Source organism: Mycolicibacterium parafortuitum (genome assembly GCF_010725485.1).
Classification (GTDB): Bacteria; Actinomycetota; Actinomycetes; order Mycobacteriales; family Mycobacteriaceae; genus Mycobacterium.
Genome location: NZ_AP022598.1, coordinates 3,215,587 through 3,242,354, shown reverse-complemented (window position 1 = coordinate 3,242,354; position 26,768 = coordinate 3,215,587). Strand labels below are relative to the sequence as shown.

Genomic DNA, 26,768 nt, shown 5'->3' with positions numbered 1-26,768 from the left:
ACACGATATGACCGCTCCTGAACTTCGCTTCGACCCCGTGTCGCAGGAGTTCTTCGACAACCCGTACGAGATCTACCGCAGGATGCGTGACGAGGCGCCGATCTACTACGACGCCGAAGAGGACTTCTACGCGCTGACTCGACACGCCGACGTGGCCGCCGCACTGAAGGACCACGACGCGTTCTCATCGGCACGCGGATGCGACCTGGCCATGGTGCGCTCGGAAGAGGGCCCGGTGAAGTCCATCATCTTCATGGACCCACCCGAGCACCGGCACATGCGCAGCCTGTTGAACAAGGCCTTCACCCCGCGGGCGATCCAGTCCCAGCGCGAGACGGTCATCGAACTCGTGCAGCACTACCTCAGCAAGGCCGACCCGGACAATTTCGACGTTGTGCAGGACTTCTCGGGGCCGTTCCCGGTCGAGGTGATCACCCGGATGGCCGGCGTGCCCGAGGAGTTCCGTCAGCAGGTCCGGCACTGGATCGACACCAGCCTGGAGCGCAAGCCGGGCCAACTCGGCTGGTCGGACGAGAACATGCAGGCCAACATCGACTCCGGCATGTACTACTACGGGCTGGTGCAGGAGCGCCGCCGCAACCCGCAGGACGACATGATCAGCCGGCTGATCGCCGCCGAGATCCCGGACGAAAACGGCCAGATGCGCCGACTCGACGACCTCGAGATCACCGGCTTCACCTCACTGCTGGGCGGGGCGGGCGCCGAGACGGTCACCAAGCTGGTCGGCAGCGCGGTCGTCGAGTTCGCGCGTCACCCGGAACAGTGGCAGATGCTGCTCGACGACCGCAGCCTGATCCCGGACGCCGTCGAAGAGCTGCTGCGCTACGTCGGGCCGGTGCAGTACAACGTGCGCTACACCATCAAAGAGGCACACGTACCCAGCGGCACCATCCCTGCGAACAAGCCGGTGTTCCTGATGAAGGCCGCCGCCAACCGAGACCCCCGCGCCTTCGACGACGCGGAGACCTTCGACATCACCCGCGACCGCACGCAGTCGCAGAATCTCGGTCTGGGCTACGGCATCCACAGCTGCCTCGGCGCGGCGCTGGCCCGGATGGAGACCGCGATCGCTCTGGAGCACCTGCTGGACTTCATGCCCCGCTACGAGGTCGATTTCACCGGCCTGCAGCGTGTTTCGATGCAGAATGTGGCCGGATACCACCACGTACCGGTGAGGGTGCTGAAGTGAGCCAAAAAATCGTCGTCGACTTCGGACTGTGCGAGAGCAACGGGGTGTGCATGGGCATCATCCCGGAGGTCTTCGACCTCGACGAGGAGGACTATTTGCACGTGTTGCAGGACGAGGTGACGCCCGAGAACGAGCAAGGGGTCAGGGAGTCGGTGCGGCAATGCCCCCGCCAGGCGATCTCGATCGTCGACGAGTGACCGCCGCCGAACTCGTCTTCGACCCGTTCTCCGAGGAGTTCTTCAACGGACCCTGGGAGTTGTATCGGCGCCTGCGGGAAGAGGCACCGGTCTATTACAACCCCGAGCATGACTTCTACGCATTGTCCCGGCACGCCGATGTCGCCGCGGCGTTCAAGGACTACGAGACGTTCTCCTCGGCATACGGACTCGACCTGGCGATGGTGAAGTCGGGCGAACCGTTGCCGATGAAGATGATCATCCTGATGGACCCGCCCGAGCACCGTCAGATGCGCAGCCTGGTCAACAAGGTTTTCACGCCCCGGCAGATCGCGAATCTCAAGCCGATGGTCGAGGAGACCATCGACCGCTGCTTCGCCGCCGCCGATCCCGACCGCTTCGACGTGGTGCAGGAGTTCGCGGCGTTCTTCCCGGTCGAGGTGATCACCCAGATGCTGGGCGTGCCCGCCGATCGCCGCCAGCAGGTCCGCCAATGGGTCGACACGTCACTGCACCGCGAGCCGGGACAGGTCGAGATGTCACCGGAGGGCCAACAGGCCATCGCCGAGGCGATGGGCTTGTACTACGAGCTGATCCAGCAGCGCCGGGCCGACCCGCAGGACGACATGTTCACCCGCCTGGTGCAGGCCGAGATCGAGCGCGAAGACGGCCAGATGGAGCGCCTCGACGACTTCGAGATCGCCGGGTTTGCAACACTTCTCGGCGGCGCAGGCGCTGAAACGGTGACCAAGCTGATCGGCAACGCGGCGGTGACCTTCGCCCAGAACCCCGATCAGTGGCAAAAGCTGCTCGATGATCGCAGCAAGATCCCGGCCGCGGTCGAGGAGCTGCTGCGCTACGAGGCCCCCGCGCAGTACAACGTGCGTCGCTCGATGAAAGAGACCACCCTGCACGGTGTCACCATCCCGGCAGGTAAACCGGTGTTCCTGCTGGGCGGTTCGGCCAACCGCGATCCCGACGCGTTCACCGACGCCGACAAGTTCGACATCGATCGGGACCGCACCGAGGCGCAGAATCTCGGCTTCGGGTACGGGGTGCACAGCTGTCTGGGAGCGGCGCTGGCCCGGATGGAGAGCGCGATCGCGCTCGAACGGCTGCTCGACTTCATGCCGCAGTACGAGGTGCTGTGGGACGAATGCCGGCGAGTGGCCATGCAGAACGTCGCGGGCTGGTCCCACGTTCCGGTGCGAGTCTTGCGCTGAGATGCGGTTCGTGTTGGTGCACGGCGGGTTTCACGCCGCCTGGTGCTGGGAGCGCACGATCGCGGAACTGACGTCCCTGGGCCACGACGCCGTCGCCGTCGACCTGCCCGGCCACGGCGCGCGAATCGACGAGGAGTCGACGCTCGACAACCGTCGCGACACCATTGTCGCGGCGCTACAGGCTGGCGACGAGAAATCGGTGCTGGTCGGTCATTCCGGCGGCGGATTCGACGCCACGCTGGCCGCCGACGCGAGACCCGATCTGGTGGCCCACATCTGCTACCTGGCCGCCGCGCTGCCGCGTGAAGGCCGCACCTATCCCGAGGCGATGGCGATGCGCGACGACGACAGCGGCCCCGTCGAGCTCGACGGCGAATTCGACGGAGACGTCGGAGAGATGCTGGGCTACCTGCGCTTCGACGAATCCGGAGCGATGACGTTCGCCGACTTCGAGGGTGCGTGGAAATACTTCTACCACGACTGCGACGAGGCGACGGCCCGCTGGGCGTTCGACCGGTTGGGTCCCGAACGTTTCGGCGACACCACCGTGACGCCGGTGTCGGTGCCGAGCTTCTGGGCAGCGGATCTTCCACGCAGTTTCATTGTCTGCGAACAGGACCGGTCGATGCCCCGCTGGCTCGCCGATACCGTCGCGAGCCGCCTCGGCGTCGAGCAGTTGTCCATCGACGCGTCCCACTCGCCATTCCTGTCGCGGCCCCGCGAGCTGGCCGAGCTGCTGGTGTACGCGACCACGACGACCCCGGTCGCCCCGCTACGCGCGCACTGAACCATCCGGCTGGTGTGTGCGCGCCGGCGGTGAGTGAGCGTCAGAGGCCCGAGATGACGATCCCGTTGCAGTCCGCCGCCGCCTGGCGCAGCTTCGCCGCGGCCTGGTATTCGTCGGAGTAGTACCACTCCTTGGCGGCCTCGACTGTCTCGAACTCCAACAGTACGGTCTGCGTGCCGTGCCACTCCCCCTCCAGCGCCTCGGCCGCCGGGCCGAACGCGAGGATCTTGGCGTTGCCCATCGTCTTGCTCGCGAGCTTGGCGTACTCCGCCATGCCGTTGGGGTCCTTGATGTCCTCGGTGATGATCACATAGCCCTTGGCCACTGTATGTCTCCTGTTCTCAGTCGATTTCGCGGATTGCCCGCTCGGGGCAGTTGTCGATGGCCTCACGCGCGGCGTCTTCCGATCCCGGCGGCACCGTCTCGGGATCGGCGACGGCCCAGCCGTCGTCGGTCATCTGAAACACCTCCGGGCACAGCGTCAGGCACATACCGTGGCCGGCGCAGCGGTCCTCGTCGACCGTCACTTTCATCGGACGTCGAACTCCAGGTGCAGTTCGGTCAGGCCGCGCAGGATGTAGGTCGGGATGTAATCGTAGTTCCGGTTGCCCGCCGGTCCGTGCTTGCGTTCCGAGATCCGAATGTCACTGGTGCGATCCAGAAGTCGCTCCAATCCGACCCGGGTCTCGGCACGCGCGAGCGGTGCACCCGGGCAGCTGTGGATCCCGCGGCCGAAGGCGAGGTGCTGGCGCGCGTTCTTGCGCTCGGGATCAAAGGTGTCGGGATTCTCGAACCGCCGAGGGTCGCGGTTCGCGGCGCCGTTGATCACCATCACCGTGCATCCGGCACCCAGCGGCTGGTCGCCGATGGTCGTCGGAACGCGGGACAACCGGAAGTCACCCTTGACGGGGCTCTCGATGCGCAGGCATTCCTCGATGAAATTGCCCAGCAGATCGCGGTTCTCGCGCACTTGGGCCTGGATCTCGGGCTGATCACCGAGCACCTTCAGCGCCGTGCTGAGCAACCGGACCGTGGTCTCCTGGCCTGCCGAGAACACGTTGGTGGCGACGCGCACGACGTCGCCGACCTCGGGCAGTGTGCCGTCCGGGAACGTCGCGGTCGCGAGACCGGTCAATACGTCGTCGCGCGGCTCGGCCCGTCGGTCCTCGACATAAGTTGCGAACACTTCGTAGAGATATTCCAACGGGGTCTTGGTGAGCGTCTTGTCCGCGTTGCCGAGCCCGCTGCCGTGGGTGCCCCGAGCCAGTCGCTCCAGCAGTTCTTCGCGGTCGCTTTCCGGGACGCCGAGTAGATCCGCGATGACCTGCAAAGTGAACGGACCGGCGAAGCCCTTGATGAACTCTCCCTCACCAGGCGCCAGGAACCGGTCCAGGTTGTCGTCCGCCAGCTGCCACATCGCGTCCTCGTTCTCCTTGAGACGCTTGGGCGTGATGAGCCGCATCAGCAGCGCGCGGTGGTCGGTGTGCGTCGGCGGGTCCAGCGTCGGAAGCTGGTCGCTGAACGGGATGTCGTCGCGGTGCTTGACGATCAGATCGGTGATGTCTCCGTCTTCCAAACCCTCCAGGGAAACCGGGAACCCCGGAAACGGGCCGGTCACCGAGATGCACGACGAGAAGGTCTCCGCGTCGTTGTACACGTCGACGGCTTCCTGCCAGCCGGTGACCATGGTGACGCCGTAATGGTCCTCGCGTGCGACGGGGCACTTATTGCGCAGCGCCTCGTAAAACGGGTACGGGTCATCGGTCAGCCGGCTGTCCCGGAAGAAGTCGACCGCGGTGAGGTCTTCTGTCATGCTCACTCCGTTTCGACGGTCTCTCGACGTGAGAACGTGATTCTCATTATTGCGTATCAGATTTTCATACCGGCACCGCCCCGTCAACGAACGGCGTCAGTCCGTCTCGGGCTGGATGCCGAGCGCGTTGACCGCGCTCCCGAGAAGCTGATAGCAGCCGACCGTGAAGATCAGGTCCAGGATCTGCCGCTCGTCGAAATGCCCGCGCAGCGCCGCCCACGTCGCATCGGTCAGCGTGTTCGCCTCACTCAGCTCGTCGACGGCCCGGATCACCGCACGCTCGGCCGCCTCGTCGGGACCGTCGGCCCGCACCGCGTCGATCTCGGCCGCGGTCATACCGGCCCGCTCGGCGATCGGGACGTGGTGGTCCCACAGGTAGTCACAGCGCCGGACGTGCACCGCCCGCAGCAGCGCCACCTCCCGCACCCGGGCGGGCAGGGTCGACGTGACGAGCAGGTGCGCATTGAATGTCAGGTACGCGCGAGTCAGGTCGGGGTGGTGAACCAACGTCGACAGCACGTTGCCCGCGTCGCGCGGGTTCATCCGCGTCGGCGACAACAATGGCCGCAACGCATCGGTGACGGTGTCGTCCCAGCGGTCGGCGGGAAGCGGTTCCAGGCGCGGCGTACCGGTCACGGCTACTGGATCGGCTCGTCGCCGAGCACCGTGGTGCGCAACATCTCCCGTTGGGAATCCGGGTCGTATGGCGCCGCCCGGTGCAGTACCCCGTTGTTATCCCAGATCACCGTGTCGCCGACCGACCAGCGGTGGCTGTAGACGAGTTCGGGCCGGGTGGCCCGGTCGAGCAGATCGGCGAGCAGCGCCTGACCCTCCTCACGGTCCATCCCGACGACGTAGTGCGCTGACGCGCCGAGCACCAGCGACTTGCGGCCACTGCGGTGGGTCCACACCAGCGGATGCTCGTGGGTGGGACGTGACCGCCAGCGCGCCAGTTCCTCCGGTGACGGATCCGGGGTGATCCGGCTCTGCGACGCCTCCAGCGAGTGCACCACCCGGAGCTTCGAGAACCGCTCCTTCTCGTCGTCGCTGAAGGCCTCGTACGCGGCATAGGAATTGGCGAACTCCGTCTCCCCGCCGCGGTCGGCCACCTGCACCGCCGACAGCACCGTGGCCTTCTGCGGGCACTCGTCGCCGGTCGGCGTGCAGCCGTCGATGTGCCAGTCGAAGGTGGCCCGCAGGTAAGCCGCCGACGCGTTCTTGGTCTTGTCGAGGGTGATGGGATAGATCCCGGCAATCGGGTGATGGCCGTCCGAGGAGTGGTCCACCGCGCCCAGTCGGGAACTGAACTCGACCTGGGCCTGTGGATCGAGATGCAGGCCCGGGAACACCAGGACGCCGTTGTCTTCGAGCGCGTCGAGCACGGCGGCGCCGAGTGTGTCGTCGGAGACGAGGCGCTCAGGGTCGACCCCGAGCACTTCGGCCCCGACCGACGGGGTGAGTTTGTTGATCGTCAACAGCGACATGGGATTCCTTGGGTCAGGGCACCGGTGCGCTGACGCGGTCGATGACGGCGTCAGCGGAGTCGGCGGGTTTCTGGGTACCGAAGACCTCGACAGCCATCGAGACCATGATCATCGAGTAGACAAGGTGCAGCAGGTTCAGCGCATCGTCGGGCAGATCGTCGAGCGGGAACTTGTCGCAGTAGTCGATGGCCTCTTCGAACCGCGGGGCGAACGCGTCGTAAAATGCGTGGATCTCCGGCATCGGGGTGGTCAACCGCATCTCCCACCGCTCGGGTTCGGTTGCCAGACACCATTTGTCGGCGAAAGGTTCGAACTCGGCGAACGCATCGGGCAGCTTCTTCTGGCCCATCTCAGACCCCCACCGGATTGCGCCCGGCATCACGTTCTGCCCGGTACCTCTCCACCCATTCGACGGCGGCATGGTGCAGGTGCCGGACCAGGATCTCCTGGTCGTTGAGCGGGTAGTCGTCGACGATCGGCTCGTCGAGGCCGTACTCCAGTGCGGCCTGGGTGCCGCCGAGCATGCCGGCATCCTGCAGGGCGAACTCCTTGAGGACGACCGAGGCGACCTCGTGCTCGACACGCTCGCGCACGGTGCGGGCCGGGTGGAAGGCGTTGTATGCCTCGAATTTGTGGGTGTTGTACGACGTCGGCCAGTAGCGGTAGAGCAGGTACCAGCCGTGATAGATCAGGATCTCCAGATTCGGGAAGATCTGGAAGTTCGTGATGCCCCACGGTTCGATACCGCCGGGGTTCAGCCCTGCCGACTGGTGGGTCTGCGGGGTCCGCCACGGCCCGACGAGCCCACTGCGCGTGGCCCTTTCGACCGGGTACATGTATTCGGGCGCCAGTAGCCACCGTCGGGTGCCTGCGGTCGAGACCAGCCGGTGCGGCCCGTCGATCTGGAAGTGGCCGCATTCGAACGTCGCGTTGGGCTGACGCACCTCGCTCGGAACCTGCTGGCTGTGCAGCGACGGTACGTGGTAGTACTCCTGGAATGCGTCGGCGAAGATCTTCCAGTTGCTGTTGTTGTGCGCCTCGAATTCGTAACGCTCCGTCATCAATTCGAACGGGTAGTCGTCCAGCGCGGTGATCATCGGGCCGAGGAACTCCCGCAGCGTCTGACGGGGCTCGGGGTCGAAGTTGATGAAGATGAAGCCGTTCCACACGTCACATTGCACGGCCTTCAACCCGTACTCGGCGTTGTCGAGGCCGAAGAACTCCCCTGGCTGCTGGACGAACGTCAACGCACCGTCGAGGCCGTACCGCCACCCGTGGTACTTGCAGGTGAACTGCCTGCAGGTTCCCTTGACCTCCTGGTTCGGAAAGTCGTTCCACACCAGTTTGTTTCCGCGGTGCCGGCACAGGTTGTGGAAGGCCCGGATCTGCCCGTCGCGTCCCTTCACGACGAGCACCGACGTCTTGGCGACAGCGATGTCCTTGGTCAGGTAACTGCCGACGCGGGGCAGCTCCTCGACGCGACCGACGTTGAGCCACGCCCGCTTGAAGACCGCTTCGCGCTCGAGCTCGTAGAACTCCGGCGAGATCGAGTCCCGGAACGATACCGGCCCCGTCCCAAGCTGCGGATAGTGCTCGGTCCAGCTGCCCTCGGCGGGCTTCGGCCACTTACCCATCGGAACCTCCTTGCCGTCGAATCTGAACTCGTTCGCTGATTTCCGGCCTGAACTCGCCAACGAGTTCAGACTCGGCCGGTCACGCCATCACCGACCCGCCGTTGACACCGAGCGTCTGGCCGGTGATGAACCCCGCCTCCTCCGAACACAGGAAGCCGACGGCCGCGGCGATGTCGTCGCCGGTGCCGAGATGGCCGACCGGGATGCTCGCGGCCATCTGCTCGTTGGGCGGCAGGAAGCCGTCCTGCTGGGACTGCAGCTGCATCGGGGTTTCGATACCGGACGGGGGGATGTTGTTGACGGTGATCCCGGCGGGTCCGTACTCCCGCGCGAGCGACCGGGTGAAGGAGATCAGCGCCCCTTTGGACGCGGCGTAGTGGGCCATGCCCGGGGAGCCGCGCTGCGCACTCGACGACGAGATCATCACGATGCGCCCCCACTGTGCCTCGAGCATGTCGGGTATCGCGGCCTGGGCACAGTGGAAGGTGCCGTTGAGGTTCACGTCGATCAGGCGCTGCCACAGCTGAGGTGAGATCTCCAGGAACGGCGCGAAGTCGACCAGTCCGGCGCTGGTCACCAGGATGTGAACGGGTCCGAGTTCGGTCCGCACCTTTGCGAAGGCGTCGTCGACCGCGGCACGGTCGGTCACGTCGGCGGCCAGACCGAGCGCGGCGACTCCGTTGCTCCGCAAGTCCTCGGCGACCCGTTGCGCCGCTTCGCCGTTGATGTCGAGTACCGCGACCTTGTGCCCGCGCCGACCCAGTTCGTGACAGGTCGACTCCCCCATTCCCGACGCACCGCCGGTCACCACCGCCACCCGCGACATGCGCTCGACACCTTCTCTCCGGTCACTCATAGACCACATGCACTTTCGGACTCGTCGGCAGCGCCTGGCAGGTCACCACCCACCCGTCGGCCACCTCGTCGTCGTCGAGCGCGTCGTTGTTGACCATCCGGGCGCGACCTTCGACGATGCGTGCCATACAGGTTCCGCACGAGCCGGTTTCACACGAGAACGGCGCCCGCAGCCCCGCCGACCGGGCGGTCTGCAGCAGCGTGTCGCCTTTGCGGTAAGACGCGGTCTTGGTGGTGCGGTTCAGCTCGATCACAACCTGTTCGGTGCCCTGCGACGCGGCGGTGTCCTCGGCTGCGATCTCGGCGACGGTGAACCGTTCCAGGTGTAGCCGCCGCGGGGTCACCCCGGCGCTCAGCAGTGTCTTCTCAACCGTGTCCATGAACGGGGCCGGACCGCAGACGTAGTAGTCGCCGGCGGTGACGTCCCCGGCGAAGGACTCGATCGCCGCACCGGTGACGACACCCGCATCCTCGTCGTAGTGGTGCTCGATCACCAGGCGGTCACCATGAGTGGCCGCGAGTTCGGCGAGCACATCGGCGAAGATCACCGAGGCCTGCCCGCGGTTGGCGTAGAACAGCTTCACCGGTCGGTCCGACTCGGCCAGCACCGTACGCACCAGGGACATGATCGGCGTTATCCCGCTGCCTCCGGCGAACGCGATCAACGGTGCGGATGCCGAAACCCCCTCGGCAAGAACGAACTTCCCGTCGGGAGGGGCCGCGTGCAGCTCGTGCCCCGCCGCCGCGGTGTCGTTGATCCAGTTGGAGACGACCCCACCCGGGTCGCGTTTGATCGTGATCCGCAACTCGTCGTCGGCCGGGGCCGACGACATCGAATAGCAGCGACGCAGGTCGCGCCCGTCGACGCTGACCCGCAGCGTCAGGAACTGGCCCGCCTGGTACCGGAACCGGCGCGAATAGTGGTCGGGCACATCCAACACCAGGGACACGGCATCGGCGGTCTCGCGCACCACCCGTTTGATCCGTAGCGGGGCGAAATCTTCGGCGACACAGTCCTCAGCCATCGGGGCCGACTATATCAAGTACTTGACGTTCCAGGTCGGCGAATTTGCGTTCCGGGGGCGTTGCCGGCAGCGAAACTTCGCCAAAGCCCCTGCTGGAGGCAGTTTCGGCGGTTCAGTTGTCGACGTGGTCGGCGTAGAGCCGATGCCCTGTGCCCTGCTCGACGACCTTCCCGAGCAGTTCGCGCAGAGTCTGCTGTTCGGCCTTGGTCAGCACGCCGAACACCTTGTCGTGCGCGGCGATCGCGTCGTGGACGACGGCCGCGGCGACCGTGCGCCCCTGATCGGTCAGGAACGCCTGCAGGATGCGCCCGTGGGCGGGATTCTGCTTGCGCTCCACCAGCCCCCGCTTCTCCAGCGCAGTCAGCGCCAGCTGCACACCCTGCGGGCTGATCAGCAGGCGACGGGCGAGTTCAGCCCCCGACAAGCCGGGTTCGTTGGACAACTGGCGGAGTACGCCGATCTGCGCGGTGCTCACACCGTGCTCTCCGACCGCCTCGTTCACGCTGGTCAGCGAGAAGTAGAACGCCTGCTTGAGCAGCCACAGGATGTTGTCGGTCAGTTCGATGCCGACCGCGTCGTGCCCGTCCATGCCTCGACGCTAGTCCTGGTCGCCGCTGTCGCGTTTGACCACCGCGCCGTCCTTCATCACAAATCGGACGTCGAGCGTCGCGGCGATGTCCCGCGCCGGGTCGCCGCCGACGGCGACGATGTCGGCGAGGTAGCCGGGCGCCAGCCGGCCGAGTTCGTCGTCGGCCTCGATCAGTTCGGCGCTGGTGAGCGTAGCCGCCCGTAGCGCCTGCATCGGCGTCATCCCGCGCGCCACCAGCGCGCACAGCTCCTTGGCGTTCTGCCCGTGCGGCACCGCGGGAGCGTCTGTGCCGCACGCGATCCGGACCCCGGCGGCGATCGCCTTCGGCAACATCGCCTGGGCCTGCGGGAACACGACCTCGGCCTTCTTGCGCAGCTCCGGGGCGATCCGGTCGATCGCCATCGCCTCGGTCAGATAGGTGGTCGACACCAGGAAGGTGCCGTGGTCGACCATCATCTGGATGGTGTCGTCGCTGGCCAGGAATCCATGCTCGATGCAGTCGATGCCGGCGCGGATGCAGGCGCGGATGGCCGTGTCACCCACCGCGTGCGCGGCCACCCGGACTCCGGCGCGGTGCGCCTCGTCGGCGATCGCGGCGAACTCGTCGTCCGAATACTGTTGCGCGCCTGGGGCGGTGCTGTGCGACATCACGCCGCCCGAGGCAGACACCTTGATCAGCTTCGCGCCGTGCCGGATCTGGTAGCGCACGCACGCCCGGACGTCGTCGACGCCGTTGGCGATGCCCTCGGCCACCGACAGCGGCATGATCCCGGGCGCGAGCCGCTGGAACACCGTCGGGTCCAGGTGCCCACCGTACGGGGTGACCGCATGACCGGCCGGATAGATGCGCGGTCCCACGTGCCAGCCCTGGTCGATGGCCCGTTGCAGCGCGACGTCGAGCAGGTATCCCCCGGTCTTGACCATCAGACCGAGGTTGCGCACCGTGGTGAAGCCCGCCTCGACCGTGGTGCGGGCGTTCACCGCCGCACGCAATGTGCGATAGACAGGGTCGTCCTGCACGCCGTGCATCGGACTCGGCAGCCCCTCCGGTCCGCCCGGCCCGCCGATGAGCAGGTTGAGCTCCATGTCCATCAGCCCGGGTAGCAACGTCACGTCGCCGAGGTCGATGACCTCGTCCGGGTCCTGCGGCGGCACAGCAGGATCGACAGATTCAATGCGGTTGCCCACGACGACCACGGTCGCCGGCGAGCGCACCTCGCCCGCGGCGACGTCGACCCAGCGCGCCGCACGGATGACGGTCGTCGTCACGGCACGGGTTCGCCGTCGCAGTCCAGCGCGGTGGCACCGGAATCGGGCACCTTCGGCTGCTTCCAGCATTCGACCGGGAACGACACCTGGATCATCGAGTACAACAGATGCATCAGGTTGAGCACATCCTCGGGCAGGTCGTCGATCGCGAACTTGTCGCAGTAGGCAATCGCCTCCTCGGCCCTCGGGGTGATCGCGTCGTAGAAGGCCTGCATCTCGGGCATCGAACTGGCCAGCCGCTTGGCATAGCGCTGCGGTTCGCTGGGCAGACACCAGTCGGCGAACCGCTCCAGATCGGCGAACTCGGTGGGCAGCTTGGCTGTCGAGACGTCCACGCTCATACCCCCTGCCCGGCCGGCGCGGTCTTGCTCCGGTAATCGGCCACCCACGCCGCGGTCTCGGTGTGCAGGTGCCGGATCAGCACTTCCTGATCGCAGAGCACGAAGTCGTCGAGCACCTCGGACTCGATCATCGTCTGCGTGGCCTCCAGCGTGTTCGCATCCTGCAGGCCGTATTCCTTGAACGACACCGCCGCGAGTTCCTGCGCGATGCGCTCGCGTGGGGTGCGCGGCTGCGGGAAGTACAGCGTGCCCTCGAAGATGTGGGTGTTGTAGGACGTCGGCCAGTAGTGGTAGGTCAGGTACCATCCCTGCCCCCAGAACAGCATCACAAAGTTCGGGAACAGCTGGAACGAATCCAGGCCCCACGGATCGCATTTGGCCGGATTCAGCCCGGCCGGCATCTCACCCAGATCCGGTTTGTCCCATGGGCCGAAAAGCCCGCTCTGGCAGATGTCCTCGATCGGCTTGCGCATCTCGTCGGCCATCTCCCAGGCGCGCACCCCGGACGTGCTGACCAGCCGGTGCGGCCCCTCGATGCGGTAGTGCGGCGCCTCGAATCCGGCTTCGGCCGCGGCCTTCGAGTACGCCGTCGGCGACTGGTTCGCGTGCAGCACAGGTGCGTGGTAGAACTCCTGGAACGCGTCCATATAGAGCTTCCAGTTGGCCTTGACCTCGGAGCGGTAGTGGAACCGCGACGTCATCTTGTCGAACGGATAGCCCTCGAGGTCGGTGATCATCGGGCCGAGGAACTCCCGCAGCGACTGTTCGGGCTCTTTGGCGAAGTTGACGAAGATGAAGCCTTCCCACACGTCGCAGTGCACACCGACCAGTCCGTAACGGCTCTTGTCGAGGTCGAAGAACTCGCCCTCCTGCTGCACGAAGGTCAGGTTGCCGTCGAGGTCGTAGCGCCAGGCGTGGTACTTGCACGTGAACTGGCGGCACACCCCGCTGGTCTCCTCCAGCGGCATGTCGTTCCACACGAGTTTGTTGCCGCGGTGCCTGCAGATGTTGTGGTAGGCCTTGACCTCGCCGGAGGTCGTGCGCACCAAGATGATCGAGGTGTTGGCCACCTTCAGTTCTTTGGTGAAGTAGCTGCCCTTGCGCGGCAGCTGCTCGACCCGGCCGACGTTCAGCCACGCGCGTTTGAAGATGGCCTTGCGCTCGATCTCGTAGAACTGCGGGTCCACCGAGTCGCGGTAGGACACCGGGCCGGTCCCCAATTGCGGGTAATGCTCGGTCCAGCTGCCTTCTGCCGGCTTCGGAAATCGGGGCATGTCGTCTCCTGGGGGCTGCCAACACTGCTGTGCCGCCTGTGCGCACCGTCCAGACAGTCGCGGCAAACAATCAGGCGCAGCTGCCTTTTCGGTTTTCGGGCCCAGACGACAACGCCGACGGTATACGCTCGGCCCCGCAATAACAAGTAGTTGATATTCCGTGGTCCGGCTCCGCGCGAGCAGACACAAAATCGCACGAATCGGGACGAGTACGTGCGATTTCGCGTCTACTCGCCGGAGCGACGAGACTCAGAACGTCAGGTTGTGCTTCTCGAAATGCCGGGCCAGGGCCTGCATGTAGGCGTCGCCGTGGAACGGTCCGCGCGCACCGATCGCCGCTTCGAGAAACGGTCCGTACTCCTCGTCGTTGACGTAGGTGGACCAGTGCACGATGCGGCAGTCCTCGTCGGTTTCGACGAAGCTGATCGAGTAGAAGCCCATCACCTCGCCGGTGTTGACGTTCGTGCCCTCCCAGCGGTAGCGCTGCACGAATCCGTTCTCGGCAGGCCAGACCTTGAAGTCGACAGGCTTCCAGTCCGGAAAGGTGATGCCGTAGGCCTTGGCTTCGATCGTCGCCGCGGTGTCCCAATGGGTCGCGACGTCCTTGAGCACAAGTTCCTGTTCCGCGACGAAATACGGGGAGGTGTACACCGCATCGTCGGCGAACTCCCACTCGTCGTAACTCTCCCCGTCCTGCACCTTCTGCAGCACGTACTTGTCGCGGTAGCTCTCGGCCATTCTCCGATGCTTGGCGATGCGCTCAACGAGATCCATTACCGTGCAGTTCCTTTCGCCTGCGAGGCCCGCAGCGAGACGGCCACCGGGCGCCTTCGGAACTGAATATACATAGCCGTATCTGCAATACACACGTGAATTGCCGATCCGGTCCGGGCGGGGTTCCCGTCCGGGAGCAGACGCGAAATCGCACAGAAAAGGCCCCGGCAGTGCGAGTTCGCGCCTGCTCGGCACCGGCCGGAACTCACTCCGGCAGCTTGATCACCGACGTGTACATCTCGACCACCGGCCGGTACAGATCCACACCGTCGAGCTGACTGCCGAGGATCACCGAGTCACTGGTCGCCACCAGCGCCTGGGCGAACGTCAACGGCGGGATCGTCAATGTGGCGCCGAGCTTGTCCATGCTGTCGACGATGAAACCGGCGAGTTTTTCCACGACCTCAGACCGCTTCTGCGCAACGCGGTCCCTGGCCTCTGGGTTGCGCAGCAGATACAGCGTGAACTCCAGCCCGAGCGCGGCGTGGTCGGCGCCGCGGTCTGCGCTGAGCTGGCGCCAGCGCTCGGCGATCGCATCGAGTTCATGCGCACCCACCCGGCTTGCCGAGGCCATCACCTCGGCGAAACTATCGAAATAGCGCCGCCAATACCGGTCGCTGACAGCCAGGAACAGGTCCTCCTTGGTGGCGAAATGCTTGTAGATCGCCCCCTTGGTGTAGCCGGCCGCATACGCGATGTCGTCGAGAGTCGCGGCGGTGAAACCCTTTTCGCCGAACACCGACTCCGCGGCGTCGAGCAGCAGGCCCCGGGTGTGTTCCAGCCGCCGCTCCCGCGTCCACCGCTCCGCCATTCCAGGAGTCTGCCACAAAAGATTCTCAGAAACCGTTGAGTCATTCAGATACCAGTCGGTATATTTTGCGGCGTTCGTGCCCGACGGCGACCGAGGAGGCGCAGTGAGCGAACTGTCGAACAGGAAGTCGGCGACGGAGCCGCTGAGTTCCGTCGGACGCCTCGATGCCCCGTCGCCCCCGTCTTCGCGACGGGTCAAGATCTGGGCCACCGCGGGCGGGATCATCCTGGTCTTCCAGATCTACGTGTGGATCCGGTGGATCACCGGCCCGTACTTCACGCGCGTCGATCCGGGGCCGACGGACCCGCCGACGTTCATGAAGGTCGCGCTGATGATGTGGCAGATCGGCTCGCCGGCGCTGTTCCCGGTCGCGATCTGGTGGTTCATCATCCGGCCTTGGCGGCGCGAGCGCCGGATCACCCTCGACGGCATGATCATGGTCTCGACCGGGCTGTTCTTCTTCCAGGACCCGCTGCTCAACTACATCAACACGTGGTGCACGTATAACGCCTGGGCGTTCAACATGGGTTCGTGGGCACCGCACGTCCCGGGCTGGATGTCACCCGAGAAGCCCGGCGCCCAGGTGGCAGAACCGTTGGGTATCAACGTCTCCGGCTACGCCTACGGCGTGCTGCTGTGTACGATCCTGGGCTGCTGGATCATGCGCAAGGCCCAGCAGCGGTTCCCGAACCTCGGCACCAAGGGTCTCATCGGTGTCGCCTTCGCGTGGGGGTTCGTCTTCGACTTCGTGATGGAGGGCCTGATCCTGATGCCGCTGGGGATGTACACCTTCCCCGGTGCCATCCAGGCGCTGTCGATCAACGCGGGCACCTACTACCAGTGGCCGATCTATGAGGGCCTGATGTGGGGCGGTGTGCAGGCCGCGCTGTGCTGCCTGAGGTTCTTCACCGACGACCGCGGCCGCACCGTCGTAGAGAAGGGACTCGACAACGTCCGCGGCGGGTTCGCCAAACAGCAGTTCGTTCGGTTCCTGGCGATCTTCGCCGCGATCAGCGCGTCGTTCTTCACCTTCTACATCGTCCCGGCGCAGTTCATGTCGACGCATGCCGATCCGTGGCCCGAGGACGTGCAAAAGCGGTCCTACTTCACCTCCGGTCTCTGCGGTGACGGCACCGACCGGCCGTGTCCCCATCCCGATCTGCCGATCCCGACCAGACACTCCGGGTACGTCGATGTCCACGGCAACTTCGTGCTGCCTGAGGGCGTCGAGATGCCCGCGGTCATCCCGCACGAGCGGAGCGAGTGAATGACAAACGGCGTCACCATGATCGAGAGCTCGGCGCCGGTCCCGTTCTACCGCCCGGTGGGCGACGAGGCAGAGGTGTTCCGCGCGGCGGCGCGGCGGGGGTCGCCGGTGCTGCTGAAGGGTCCGACCGGTTGCGGTAAGACCAGATTCGTCGAGGCGATGGCCCACGAACTGGGCCGAGAGCTGATCACCGTCGCCGGTCACGAGGATATGACGTCGGCCGACCTGGTCGGCAGGTTCCTACTCAAGGGCGGCGAGACGGTGTGGGTGGACGGTCCGTTGACGCGGGCCGTGCGCACCGGCGGCATCTGTTACCTCGACGAAATCGTCGAGGCGCGCCAGGACACCACCGTGGTGATCCACCCGCTCGCCGATCACCGCCGCGAACTGCCGATCGACCGGCTCGGCGCCACCCTGAAGGCCGCGCACGGTTTTCAGCTGGTCATCTCGTACAACCCCGGTTATCAGAGTGTGCTCAAGAGCATCAAGGAATCCACCCGTCAGCGATTCATCGCCATCGAGCTCGGCTTCCCGCCGCCGGCGGTGGAGACCGAAATCGTCGCCCACGAAGCCGGGGTGGACGTCGACACCGCCCGCACCCTCGTCACGATCGGAGATGCGATCCGCAACATCGACGGGTCACCGCTGCGGGAGGCGTCGTCCACCCGGATGCTCATCCTGGCCGGCGGGCTCGTCGCCGAGGGGTTGAGCCTGCGCCGAGCGGTGCAGTCCGCCGTCGTCGAGGCCCTCACCGACGACCACGACATCATCCGCGCCCTCGGCGAACTGGTCGACGCGCTCCTCCCCCGGCCGTGACCACCTCAGAACCCGCTGCGCCACAACATCTCCTGCTGCTTGCCGGTCATCTCGCCGGATACGCGGTCGACATCGCCGAGGCCCCCGCAGGGGAGCCCGCCTACACCGACGGCCGCGTCGTCTATGTCTCACACGGCGCCGCGCACGACGAGCGGCGCCGCGAGGTCCTGGTGCAGAGCGCACTGCTGGGCGCGGGCAGTCTCGATCCCTTGACGATCCGCCCGCTGCGGGCCCGGGCCTCGTGGTCGCGGCGCTACCTGGCGATCGAGGGTCGCCGGGTGCTCGCCGACGTAGCGACCCGGCTTCCGCTCGCCGCCGCGTTATCCACGTGGGGCGCACCGGAAACCACGTCGGCTGCCGAGTCCCTCGAGCTGGCTCGCAGCCGCACCCGGGTGGCGGAGGCCCCGTCGTGGTTCGGGGTACTCAAACCCGCTCGCGTCGCGCCGCCTCCCGCCTCCGCAGGCTCAAAGGCATCGGAGCACGATCTGAGCTTCGAGATCGACTCCGCTGCAGCAGAAGACGACGACCCAGACGACGGGGACGGCCCGCCGGAGGAGAGCAAGATCCTCAAGCTCTTCGACAACCCGCTGTTCAACTCGCAGGCCGTGGGCGACTTCCTCCGCAAACTGCTCGGGAGCTCCCCGGGAGCGTCGGCGAACAGCCCGGGCGGCGCCGAACTTCACGTCGAGGCCGCCCGGCACGGCCGAGCGGCCGGGCCCGGCGCACGCCCGTTGCCCACCCGGATCCAGTTCACCGACGACGCCAACCCCGGTGCCGCCGTCGGCGTCGGCGGGGCGCTGTACCCGGAGTGGGACGTGTTCTCGCAGCGGTACCGCCCCGAGTGGTGCCGGGTTATCGACTATCCGTTCACCGCCGCGGCCGATGTGTCGGCCGCGGCGGTCGCGCCCGACAACGTGCTCCGGCACCGGCTCTCCCGGGTGGGTCTCGGCCCGAAGGTGTTGCGGCGCAGGGCCGACGGTGACGATCTCGACATCGAGGCGCTGGTCGACCTGACCATCGACCTGAGGTCGGGATTCTCGCCGCCGGAGCAGGTGTACACCGAACACCGCAAGGTCGCCCGCAACCTGGGTGTCCTGATTCTGCTCGACGCGTCCGGGTCGGCCACCGACGCCGACCCGCAGGGCCTGGCGGTACACGAACATCAGCGGCGCGCCGCGGCGACCATCGCGGCCACGCTGGAGGATCTCGGGGACCGGGTCGCGGTGTACGCGTTCCGATCCAAGGGCCGCGGCGCCGTGCATCTGCCGGCGATCAAGGCCTTCGAGCAACGTTTCGGCGCGATCAGCCGGGCCCGGCTGACCCAACTCCGGCCGGCGAACTACACCCGCCTCGGTGCGGCGGTGCGTGGTGCAGGCGAGATCTTGAAGGCTCAGGCGGGCACCCCGAACCGGTTGCTGCTCGTGCTCTCCGACGGACATCCCTACGACGACGGTTACGAAGGCCGCTACGCCGAGGCCGATGCACGGAAAGCGCTGGAGGAACTGCGCGCCGACGGGGTGGGGTGCCTGTGCCTGTCGATCGGCGCCGCCACCGACGCGGACGCACTCGAGCGGGTCTTCGGTTCGGCCAGCTATGCCGCCGGTGCCTCCCTCTGCGACCTGAGCATCCGGATGGACGAACTGTTCCTGGGCGCGTTGCGTGAATTGGCCGCTCCGAGAACGCCACCGGCATATGCTCGCATCGATCGCAAGTAGTTGATATCGCGCGGGCCGGGGCCTGACGAAGGAGCACCATGCGTATCGGCCTGATGGTCGGCTCGGACAAGGAACGATCGCGCGCCGAGCGGCTCTCCGGAGTCGTCGCCGACGGAGGAGCGGCCGAGACGTCGGGATTCTCCTCGTTCTGGTTCCCGCAGGTACCGGGCTACCTGGACGCGATGACGGCGATGGCGCTGCTCGGAGCGTCCACCTCCACCATCGAGATCGGCACGGCGGTGGTCCCTGTCCAGACACGCCATCCTCTGATCCTCGCGCAGCAGGCGCTGACCACCAACACCGCGTGCAGCGGCCGTTTCACGCTCGGCCTCGGGCTTTCTCACGAGTGGATCATCAACGGCCAGTTGGGTCTCGACTACCAGCGCCCGATCCAACTGCTCCGCGACTACCTCGACGTGCTCGACGCGGCCTTCGCCGGACCCGGCCAGGTCGACGTCGACAACGACCGCTTCCAGGTGCACAGCCCGGTGGATGTCGCCGACGACGCACCCGCGGTCCTGCTCGCCGCACTGGGACCGGCGATGCTGCGCCTCGCCGGCGAGCGCGCCGACGGCACCGTGTTGTGGATGGCCGACGAACGCGCGATCGCAGAGCACATCGCACCGCGACTGGCGAGCGCCGCACACAGCGCAGGCCGTCCGCAGCCGCGCATCGTGGCGGGCGTGCCGGTGGCGCTGTGTCACCCGCGCGACGTCGACGCGGCGCGCGGCTACGCCAGTGAGGTACTCGGCCATGCCCACTTCTCCCCGAGCTATGTCGCGTTGCTCGAACACGGCGACGCCGAGGACGTCGGCGACACGATGGCTGCCGGCGACGAATCCGCCGTGCTCGCGCGTCTGCGGTCCTACCGCGACGCCGGTGTCACCGACCTGGCCGCGCGCGTCATCCCGCTGGGCGAGGATGATGAACAGCGGCGCCGGTCCCGGCTGCGCACCGCAGACTTCCTCGCCTCCGTCGCCTCCGAGTTCTAACGCGGGTTCTGACGCGGGATCCGTTCAGCGGCGCGACCGCCACATCGACGCGACGGTGGCAGCCCCCACCGACACGCCGACGGCACAGGCGAACACCCCGAGAATCAGGTGCCGGGCGAACGCGCCCGAAAAGTACGCGGCCAGCTGCAACCCACCCGCGACGAGCGCCAGGACGGCGAATGCCAGCGCGGCGATTCTCAGCGCACCCATCCTCCCATTGTGCCGAACGGTCCGCGGTTCGGTAGTTAGACATCGGTCAACTATTCTCTTCGGCGAATCTCTCTGTTAGCGTGCCGATATGCCCAGCACCGCCGACGCGACGACTCCAGACCGGGGTCAGCGGCGGGCATCCTTCCAGCGCGCCCGGTCCCGCGAGACCAAACGCCTGCTCGTCCAGGCCGCGATGGCGCTGTGGCGGACCAAGGGCTACGCGACCACCACCGTTGCCGATATCTGCACTGCCGCCGGCGTGTCGAAAGCCCTGTTCTATTTCTACTTTCCCCGCAAAGAGGATGTGCTGTTCGAAGTCGGCGTGCTGTCCACCCAGGCGGCGCAACGACGCATCCATGCGCTGCTGAAGAAGCCGTACGAGATCGACTCCGTGGTCGCTGCGGCGTTGACGGCCTTCGAGCAGTCGATGGCGCGCAACCCCCGTGAGCTCATCATCGAGACCATCCTCGAGGGATACCGACACGAACACCGGATCCTCGCCGACGGCAGCCCCCCGGACACCGAGGCCGATATGTTCACCGAGTTGTTCACCCGCGCCAAGGCCGACGGCAAACTGCCCGCGCACGTCGACGTCACGCACGCCGCGTACCTCGCCCAGACGATGGTCAGCGAGGGCGCCCGGCACTGGGCCGCGGGCGCATTCGGCACACGGTCGTTCGCGGAGGTCGTCACCTCCGACATCCGCGCGCTCGTCAACGGATACCTCCACACACCCTGATCGCCGGCAAGGAGGCCGCTATGTGGGATTTCGAAACCGACCCCGAGTACCAGAAGGTGCTCGACTGGGCCGACGAGTTCGTCCGAGAGGAGATCGAACCGCTCGATCTGGCTTTTCCTCATCAACAGTTCGTCCCTCTGGAGGGCAAGCGGCGCCAGGCCATCGATCCGCTCAAGGAGGAGGTGCGCCGCCGCGGGCTGTGGGCGACCCATCTCGGCGCCGACCTCGGCGGGCAGGGGTATGGCCAGTTGAAGCTGGCCCTGCTCAACGAGATCCTCGGCCGCTCGCAGTGGGCGCCCATCATCTTCGGCTGCCAGGCACCCGATACCGGAAACGCCGAGATCATCGCGCACTACGGCACCGAGGAGCAGAAGCAGAAATACCTGCGCCCTCTGCTCGATGGAGAGCTGTTCTCTTGCTACTCGATGACCGAACCGCACGCCGGCGCGGATCCGACGATGTTCACCACCCGCGCGGTGCGCGACGGCGACGACTGGGTGATAAACGGCTGGAAGTTCTTCTCCTCCAACGCCGCGACCGCGTCGTTCCTGATCGTGATGGTGGTGACCAACCCGGACGTCAGCGCCTACCAGGGCATGTCGATGTTCCTGGTACCGACCGACACCCCCGGGGTGAAGATCGAGCGCAACATCGGCCTGTACGGCGAGCACTCCGATCAGGGCTCGCACGCACTGATCCACTACGACAACGTGCGGGTGCCCGCCGAAGCGCTGCTCGGGGGCGAGGGGCAGGCATTCGTGATCGCGCAGACCCGCCTCGGCGGCGGCCGCATCCACCACGCGATGCGCACGATCGGCCTGTCCCGCAAGGCCCTCGACATGATGTGTGAGCGCGCGCTGAGCCGCGAGACGCAGGGCAGCAGGCTCTCGGACAAGCAGTTCGTGCAGGGTTACATCGCCGACTCCTACGCCCAACTGTTGCAGTTCAGGCTGATGGTGCTCTACACCGCGTGGGAGATCGACAAGTACAACGACTACAAGTTGGTCCGCAAAGACATCGCCGCGGTCAAAGTCGTGATGCCGACCGTGCTGCACGACATCGCCTGGCGGGCAATGCAGGTGCACGGCGCGCTCGGGGTGACCAACGAGGTGCCGTTCCTCGGGATGGTGACCGGGGCGGCGGTGATGGGCCTGGCCGACGGGCCCACCGAGGTGCACAAGACCACCGTCGCCAAGCAGGTACTGCGTGACTACCGACCGGCCGAAGGCACCTGGCCGTCGGAGTGGATCCCGGCCAAACGCGAAGCGGCACTGACCAAATACGCCGACTTCCTCGAACACGAGGTGGGCAACCTGTGAGCGAGATCGACACCACCCGGCTCGCCGACTGGATGGACGGCACCGGCCTTCCCGGCAAAGGCGAGCCGCTGACCACCCGCTTCCTGTCCGGTGGTACCCAGAACATCATCTTCGAGGTGGTGCGCGGAGAACACCGGTGCGTCCTGCGGATGCCGCCGCCCGGCGCGCCGCCGGACCGCGACAAGGGCATCCTGCGGGAGTGGCGCATCATCGAGGCGCTCGACGGCACCGATGTGCCCCACACCGCGGCGGTCGGGGTGTGCGACGACCCGTCGGTGCTGGGCCGCCCGTTCTACCTGATGGGCTTCGTCGACGGCTGGTCCCCGATGGACACCCACGGGGTCTGGCCGGAACCGTTCCACAGCGATGCGTCCACCCGTCCGGAGCTGAGTTACCAACTGGCCGAAGGCATCGCGCTGCTGTCAAAGGTGGACTGGCGCGCCAGGGGGTTGCACGACCTGGGCCGTCCGGACGGCTTCCACGAGCGCCAGGTGGACCGCTGGATCGGCTTCCTCGAGCGCATCAAGAAGCGTGACCTGCCCGGCCTCGACACCGCGACGGCGTGGTTGCGGGCCCACAAACCGCTCGACTTCTTCCCGGGGTTGATGCACGGCGACTACCAGTTCGCCAATGTGATGTATCACCACGGGGCGCCCGCCCGGATGGCCGCGATCGTGGATTGGGAGATGGGCACGGTCGGCGATCCGAAGCTGGACCTGGGCTGGATGGTGCAGTCCTGGCCGGAGGACACCGCCAACCCTGCGCCGTCGGAGATGGGATACGTCGACATGCGCGGGATGCCGTCGCGCGACGACGTTGTGGCGCACTACGCGCAGGTGTCCGGGCGGCAGGTCGACGACCTCGACTACTACCTGGTGCTGGCGAAATGGAAGTTGGCCATCGTGCTGGAGCAGGGTTTTCAGCGCGCGGGCGACGACGAGAAGCTGTTGGCGTACGGCCCGGTGATCACCAGCCTGATGGCCTCGGCGGCTGATCTGGCCGAGTCCACGGATTACCGGGGCTGAGTCGCCGGTGCGTGCCGCGGTGTGCCCGCAGTACGGCCCGCCCGAGGTCGTGCGGGTCGAGGAGGTGCCGGACCCGGTGGCCGGATCAGGGCAGGTCGTCGTGGCGGTGGCCGCGGCGGCGGTCAACTATCCGGATGTGCTGCTGGTGGCGGACTCCTATCAGGTCAGCGTGCCGGTGCCGTTCGTGCCGGGCAGCGAGTTCGCCGGCGTCGTCACCGACACCGGTTCCGGCGTAACCGATTTCGCGGTCGGTGACCGGGTCACCGGAACGGGGATGGTCGGCGCGTTCGCGCAGCGCGTCGCCGTCGACGCGACGATGCTGGCCCACCTCCCGGACGGGATCGACGTACGCACGGCGGCGGCATTCGGGGTCGCCCACCGCACGGCCTACCACTCGCTGCGTTCGGTGGCGAGGCTTTCAGAAGGTGACGAACTCGTGGTCCTCGGTGCGGGTGGAGGTGTCGGGCTTGCCGCGGTGCAACTCGGCACCGCGCTGGGCGCGCGCGTCACCGCGGTGGCATCGTCTGCCGAAAAGCTGGCTGCGGCAGCAGAGCACGGCGCGCAGAACCTCGTCGATCACCGTGTCGGTGACCTGCGCGGGGCGCTGCGGGGTTGTGTCCCTGGCGGCGCCGACGTCGTGCTCGATCCCGTCGGGGGCGATCTCAGCGAGCCGGCATTGCGCTCGCTGCGCCGGGGCGGGCGGTTCGTCACGGTCGGTTTCGCATCTGGGACCATCCCAAAGATCCCGCTGAACCTGGTGCTGATCAAGGGGATTCACGTGCTGGGGTTCCAGTTCCAGGACATCCCGGCCGATGAGTTCACCCGCAACGAGGCCGAACTACGGGAGCTGCTGGTTGCCGGTCGCGCCGCCCCGCACATCGGCGCGATGTACCCCCTCGACGACACCGCAGCGGCGCTGCGTCACGTCGGTGACGGCCGCGCGGTCGGCAAGGTCGTCATCGACCTGAGCTGACGGTCAGCTGGCGGGCACCAGGTCCGCGGCGACCGAGACCATGGTCCCGCTACAGAACGTCTCGGTGCGTTCGATCGTATCCGCCGAGGCGTCCACGGCCGCCTTGAGCGCCTGCGCCTTGAACGCGCGGGCCGCGGCGCTGAGCCGGTGCTCGACCGATTCGACGCTGCTGTTCAGCTCCGACGGCACCGAGCCACCCCACAACGTGACCTCGGTGGCACCCTGCTCCAGCGCGCCGAGCACGCCGCGGCGGACACGGTCGTCACGGCCGAACAGATCGGCCGCCACGGCCACGGTCTGCGGATGCGGCCGCTGCTCCCAGGACTCCAGCACCGACTCGAGCTCCAGGGTTTGCGCACCGAGGATCTCCAGCGGGCGCACATCCTCGTGCCGGTCGACCAGAACGCAGACATCCCACCCGGCCATCACGCGGTCGTAGATCCAGCCGCCCGCGTACTGGACCGCATCGAGCACGGTCGGCGAGACGACGTCGAGCCGGTACCTCATGTCCGGCTGCTCCGCGGAGCCAGATCGCGGGCCAGCGACTCCGCGTACCCCTGGTAAACCTCGGTCAGCGGGATTGAAGGATCGAGCAACCATTGGATCTCCATTCCGTTGATGAAGGCGAGAATCTCCGTGGCCTTGGTGGCCGCGTCGAAGTCCGTGCGGTACTGCCCTTGTTCCTGGCCGCGCGCGATCAGGTCCCTGATGATCTCGGCGGCCGCGCGGTAGCGCTTGTGCAGCCGGTCGTGCAACGGCGCGTCGGGTGACAGGTTTTCGGCGAGCAGCACCATGAAGGTGCCGACCAGTTCGGGGGCGCGCTCGAATCGCTTGGGCACCCTGCTCAACTCGGTGATCAGATCCCCGGATCGGTCGGCGTGCTCGTCGTCGTCGAGGTCGCGCGCATCGAGCACGGCGTTGAGGAGTTGCTCCTTGGACTCGAAGTGGTGCAACAGCCCGGCCGGGGTGACGCCGGCCTCCCTGGCGATCTGCGCCAGAGAGGTGTTGCGCCACCCGTTGCGCGCCAGCAGCCGTTCGGCCACCGCGAGAATCCGCTGTCTGCGGTCCTCACCTTTGGCGAACAGCGCCGCATACGGCCTTCTGGGGGTCTCCAGATCAGGCCCGGCGGGATCGGGGGCTGACACTCGTCTCCTCGGGGCTTAACCAACCTAGTGAACACACAGTAGGTAGGTTTGGCGCGTGTGACAAGGGTCTCACCGAAATCGGGTTTAGACAGCAGTCACAGTGCGGGCCAGGAGCAGGTCAGCGCATTTGTCAGGCCAAATCTCCGTTACAGGCCAAGCGACTTGGCGATCATCACCTTCATCACCTCACTGGTGCCGGCATAGATCCGGGCCACCCGCGCATCCGTGTACAGCCGGGCGATCGGATACTCCATCATGTAGCCGTAGCCGCCGAACAACTGCAGACAACGGTCCACCACGCGCTGCTGCATCTCGGTGCAGAACAGTTTGGTCCTGGCCGCGTCGGCGCCCGAGAGCTCGCCCTCGACGTGCAGTGAGATGGCCCGGTCCAGCATCGCCTGGGCCGCCTCGACCTCCGTCGAGCACGCCGCCAGCTCGAACTTCGTGTTTTGAAACGACGCCACCGGGGTGCCGAATGCCTTGCGGCTCTGCGTGTATTCGATCGCGGCACCGATCGCCGAGCGCGCCTGCGCCACCGATCCCACCGCGACGGTGAGCCGCTCCTGGGCGAGGTTGTGGCCCAGATAGCCGAACGCCTCATCCACCTCGCCGAGCACGTTGGCCGCGGGCACGCGGACGTCGACGAACGACAGCTCCGCGGTGTCCTGCACCTTGCAGCCCATCTTCTCCAGTTCACGGCCGCGGGTGAACCCCGCCATGCCGTCCTCGACAACGAGCAGGGTCAGGCCTTTGCGCCGGTTGTCCGGATCGGTGGACGTCCGCGCGACCACGATGACCAGGTCGGCCTGCATGCCGCCGGTGATGAAGGTCTTGGCGCCGTTGACGATGAAGTCGTCACCGTCACGCACCGCGGTGGTCCGCATCCCCGCGAGGTCGGAGCCGGTACCTGGCTCGGTCATCGCGATCGCGGTGAGCAGCTTGCCGGACGCCAACCCCGGGAACCAGCGTTGCCGCTGCTCGGGGTTCGCGTAGTGCAGGAAGTACGGCAGGATCACTTCGAGCTGAGTGCGCACGGTCGACAACGTGACCAGCGCGCGGGCGGCCTCCTCCTGCAGCACCACGTTGTAGCGATAGTCCGGTTGGCCTCCGCCGCCGTACTCCTCCGGGATAGCGATACCGAGGATCCCGAGGTCACCCATCCGCTCGAAGACCTCACGGGGCATCCGGCCGCCCTTCTCCCACTCCGGATAGTGCGGCACGACCTCCTTGTCGACGAAGTCGCGGGCGAGCTCGCGGAACGCCTCGTGGTCCTCGGTGAACAGATCTCTACGCACGCAGCGC

Annotated in this window: 31 protein-coding genes; 12 read left to right on the top strand and 19 right to left on the bottom strand. The window is 66.6% G+C overall.

The genetic code is table 11. From position 1 onward, the window contains the following. Positions 1–7: 7 nt before the first annotated feature. The 4 genes from NTM_RS15665 to NTM_RS15650 are packed head-to-tail and all read left to right on the top strand — an operon-like array spanning position 8 to position 3,396. Complete coding sequence (locus tag NTM_RS15665; RefSeq protein ID WP_104863524.1) at positions 8–1,210, top strand: cytochrome P450; 1,203 nt, start codon at positions 8–10, stop codon at positions 1,208–1,210. Then, entirely contained in the window at positions 1,207–1,407 is a 201-nt protein-coding gene (locus NTM_RS15660; RefSeq protein ID WP_104863525.1) for a ferredoxin, read from the top strand. The genes NTM_RS15665 and NTM_RS15660 overlap by 4 nt, the downstream gene beginning before the upstream one ends. After that, positions 1,404–2,609: a cytochrome P450 gene (locus NTM_RS15655; protein ID WP_179963943.1), complete on the top strand. Its 1,206-nt coding sequence runs from the start codon at positions 1,404–1,406 to the stop codon at positions 2,607–2,609. Before NTM_RS15660 ends, NTM_RS15655 begins: the two co-directional genes overlap by 4 nt. A gap of 1 nt (position 2,610) precedes the next feature. Then, positions 2,611–3,396, top strand: coding sequence for an alpha/beta fold hydrolase (locus NTM_RS15650; protein WP_104863527.1), 786 nt, complete (start codon positions 2,611–2,613; stop codon positions 3,394–3,396). A gap of 40 nt (positions 3,397–3,436) precedes the next feature. Here NTM_RS15650 and NTM_RS15645 read toward each other — a convergent pair whose 3' ends face one another. The 15 genes from NTM_RS15645 to NTM_RS15575 form a co-directional block, all read right to left on the bottom strand. Next, complete coding sequence (locus NTM_RS15645) at positions 3,437–3,721, bottom strand: DUF1330 domain-containing protein (RefSeq protein ID WP_104863528.1); 285 nt, start codon at positions 3,719–3,721, stop codon at positions 3,437–3,439. A gap of 16 nt (positions 3,722–3,737) precedes the next feature. Next, a complete protein-coding gene (locus NTM_RS15640) occupies positions 3,738–3,929 on the bottom strand; it encodes a ferredoxin (protein ID WP_104863529.1) in 192 nt (63 codons plus the stop codon). After that, positions 3,926–5,209, bottom strand: coding sequence for a cytochrome P450 (locus NTM_RS15635; protein WP_163766791.1), 1,284 nt, complete (start codon positions 5,207–5,209; stop codon positions 3,926–3,928). Before NTM_RS15635 ends, NTM_RS15640 begins: the two co-directional genes overlap by 4 nt. A gap of 96 nt (positions 5,210–5,305) precedes the next feature. Further along, positions 5,306–5,845, bottom strand: coding sequence for a carboxymuconolactone decarboxylase family protein (locus NTM_RS15630; protein ID WP_232079718.1), 540 nt, complete (start codon positions 5,843–5,845; stop codon positions 5,306–5,308). Between the two features lie 2 nt (positions 5,846–5,847). Then, positions 5,848–6,693 (bottom strand): TauD/TfdA dioxygenase family protein, encoded by an 846-nt coding sequence (locus tag NTM_RS15625; protein ID WP_163766790.1) that lies wholly within the window; start codon positions 6,691–6,693, stop codon positions 5,848–5,850. Between the two features lie 13 nt (positions 6,694–6,706). Continuing rightward, positions 6,707–7,042, bottom strand: coding sequence for a hypothetical protein (locus tag NTM_RS15620; protein WP_163766789.1), 336 nt, complete (start codon positions 7,040–7,042; stop codon positions 6,707–6,709). Position 7,043: 1 nt separating this feature from the next. Beyond that, the gene (locus tag NTM_RS15615) at positions 7,044–8,327 is read right to left on the bottom strand and encodes an aromatic ring-hydroxylating oxygenase subunit alpha (RefSeq protein ID WP_163766788.1); all 1,284 of its coding nucleotides are present in this window, start codon (positions 8,325–8,327) and stop codon (positions 7,044–7,046) included. 79 nt (positions 8,328–8,406) lie between these two features. Then, positions 8,407–9,153 (bottom strand): SDR family NAD(P)-dependent oxidoreductase, encoded by a 747-nt coding sequence (locus tag NTM_RS15610; protein ID WP_163769504.1) that lies wholly within the window; start codon positions 9,151–9,153, stop codon positions 8,407–8,409. Between the two features lie 22 nt (positions 9,154–9,175). Next, positions 9,176–10,207, bottom strand: coding sequence for a ferredoxin--NADP reductase (locus NTM_RS15605; RefSeq protein WP_163766787.1), 1,032 nt, complete (start codon positions 10,205–10,207; stop codon positions 9,176–9,178). Positions 10,208–10,319: 112 nt separating this feature from the next. Then, positions 10,320–10,772: a MarR family winged helix-turn-helix transcriptional regulator gene (locus NTM_RS15600; RefSeq protein WP_104863591.1), complete on the bottom strand. Its 453-nt coding sequence runs from the start codon at positions 10,770–10,772 to the stop codon at positions 10,320–10,322. A gap of 33 nt (positions 10,773–10,805) precedes the next feature. Next, a complete protein-coding gene (locus tag NTM_RS15595; protein ID WP_104863536.1) occupies positions 10,806–12,065 on the bottom strand; it encodes a metal-dependent hydrolase family protein in 1,260 nt (419 codons plus the stop codon). Then, positions 12,062–12,406 (bottom strand): hypothetical protein, encoded by a 345-nt coding sequence (locus NTM_RS15590; RefSeq protein ID WP_104863537.1) that lies wholly within the window; start codon positions 12,404–12,406, stop codon positions 12,062–12,064. The genes NTM_RS15595 and NTM_RS15590 overlap by 4 nt, the downstream gene beginning before the upstream one ends. Continuing rightward, positions 12,403–13,680: an aromatic ring-hydroxylating oxygenase subunit alpha gene (locus tag NTM_RS15585; RefSeq protein WP_163766785.1), complete on the bottom strand. Its 1,278-nt coding sequence runs from the start codon at positions 13,678–13,680 to the stop codon at positions 12,403–12,405. Before NTM_RS15585 ends, NTM_RS15590 begins: the two co-directional genes overlap by 4 nt. 249 nt (positions 13,681–13,929) lie before the next feature. Next, on the bottom strand, positions 13,930–14,454 hold the full coding sequence (locus tag NTM_RS15580; protein WP_104863539.1) for a nuclear transport factor 2-like protein: 525 nt from the start codon (positions 14,452–14,454) through the stop codon (positions 13,930–13,932). 205 nt (positions 14,455–14,659) lie between these two features. Next, positions 14,660–15,265 carry a TetR/AcrR family transcriptional regulator gene (locus tag NTM_RS15575; protein ID WP_104863540.1) on the bottom strand — a complete coding sequence of 202 codons (606 nt, stop codon included), beginning with the start codon at positions 15,263–15,265 and terminating at the stop codon, positions 14,660–14,662. A gap of 103 nt (positions 15,266–15,368) precedes the next feature. On the opposite strand from NTM_RS15575, the gene NTM_RS15570 reads away from it, so the two are divergent. The 4 genes from NTM_RS15570 to NTM_RS15555 are packed head-to-tail and all read left to right on the top strand — an operon-like array spanning position 15,369 to position 20,055. Beyond that, positions 15,369–16,532: a spirocyclase AveC family protein gene (locus NTM_RS15570; protein WP_083143905.1), complete on the top strand. Its 1,164-nt coding sequence runs from the start codon at positions 15,369–15,371 to the stop codon at positions 16,530–16,532. After that, entirely contained in the window at positions 16,533–17,348 is an 816-nt protein-coding gene (locus NTM_RS15565; protein ID WP_104863542.1) for a CbbQ/NirQ/NorQ/GpvN family protein, read from the top strand. Next, positions 17,345–19,063 (top strand): nitric oxide reductase activation protein NorD, encoded by a 1,719-nt coding sequence (locus tag NTM_RS15560; protein ID WP_163766784.1) that lies wholly within the window; start codon positions 17,345–17,347, stop codon positions 19,061–19,063. The genes NTM_RS15565 and NTM_RS15560 overlap by 4 nt, the downstream gene beginning before the upstream one ends. Positions 19,064–19,101: 38 nt before the next feature. After that, complete coding sequence (locus tag NTM_RS15555) at positions 19,102–20,055, top strand: TIGR03564 family F420-dependent LLM class oxidoreductase (RefSeq protein ID WP_163766783.1); 954 nt, start codon at positions 19,102–19,104, stop codon at positions 20,053–20,055. A 24-nt stretch (positions 20,056–20,079) separates the two neighbouring features. Here NTM_RS15555 and NTM_RS15550 read toward each other — a convergent pair whose 3' ends face one another. Next, the gene (locus NTM_RS15550) at positions 20,080–20,265 is read right to left on the bottom strand and encodes a hypothetical protein (RefSeq protein WP_163766782.1); all 186 of its coding nucleotides are present in this window, start codon (positions 20,263–20,265) and stop codon (positions 20,080–20,082) included. Between the two features lie 88 nt (positions 20,266–20,353). Between NTM_RS15550 and NTM_RS15545 the strand changes: the two genes are divergently transcribed. The 4 genes from NTM_RS15545 to NTM_RS15530 are packed head-to-tail and all read left to right on the top strand — an operon-like array spanning position 20,354 to position 24,321. Beyond that, the gene (locus tag NTM_RS15545) at positions 20,354–21,004 is read left to right on the top strand and encodes a TetR/AcrR family transcriptional regulator (protein ID WP_104863546.1); all 651 of its coding nucleotides are present in this window, start codon (positions 20,354–20,356) and stop codon (positions 21,002–21,004) included. 20 nt (positions 21,005–21,024) lie between these two features. After that, positions 21,025–22,323, top strand: a complete 1,299-nt coding sequence (locus tag NTM_RS15540; protein ID WP_163766781.1) for an acyl-CoA dehydrogenase family protein — start codon at positions 21,025–21,027, stop codon at positions 22,321–22,323. Positions 22,324–22,355: 32 nt separating this feature from the next. Next, complete coding sequence (locus tag NTM_RS15535) at positions 22,356–23,348, top strand: phosphotransferase family protein (RefSeq protein ID WP_104863592.1); 993 nt, start codon at positions 22,356–22,358, stop codon at positions 23,346–23,348. 7 nt (positions 23,349–23,355) lie between these two features. Further along, positions 23,356–24,321 (top strand): NADPH:quinone oxidoreductase family protein, encoded by a 966-nt coding sequence (locus NTM_RS15530; protein WP_163766780.1) that lies wholly within the window; start codon positions 23,356–23,358, stop codon positions 24,319–24,321. A 3-nt stretch (positions 24,322–24,324) separates the two neighbouring features. Here NTM_RS15530 and NTM_RS15525 read toward each other — a convergent pair whose 3' ends face one another. The 3 genes from NTM_RS15525 to NTM_RS15515 all read right to left on the bottom strand — a co-directional run bounded on the left by NTM_RS15525 (position 24,325) and on the right by NTM_RS15515 (position 26,761). Beyond that, complete coding sequence (locus tag NTM_RS15525; RefSeq protein WP_104863549.1) at positions 24,325–24,828, bottom strand: hypothetical protein; 504 nt, start codon at positions 24,826–24,828, stop codon at positions 24,325–24,327. After that, positions 24,825–25,466, bottom strand: coding sequence for a TetR/AcrR family transcriptional regulator (locus NTM_RS15520; protein ID WP_163766779.1), 642 nt, complete (start codon positions 25,464–25,466; stop codon positions 24,825–24,827). The genes NTM_RS15525 and NTM_RS15520 overlap by 4 nt, the downstream gene beginning before the upstream one ends. 146 nt (positions 25,467–25,612) lie before the next feature. After that, positions 25,613–26,761 (bottom strand): acyl-CoA dehydrogenase family protein, encoded by a 1,149-nt coding sequence (locus tag NTM_RS15515; protein ID WP_163766778.1) that lies wholly within the window; start codon positions 26,759–26,761, stop codon positions 25,613–25,615. Positions 26,762–26,768: the final 7 nt, after the last annotated feature.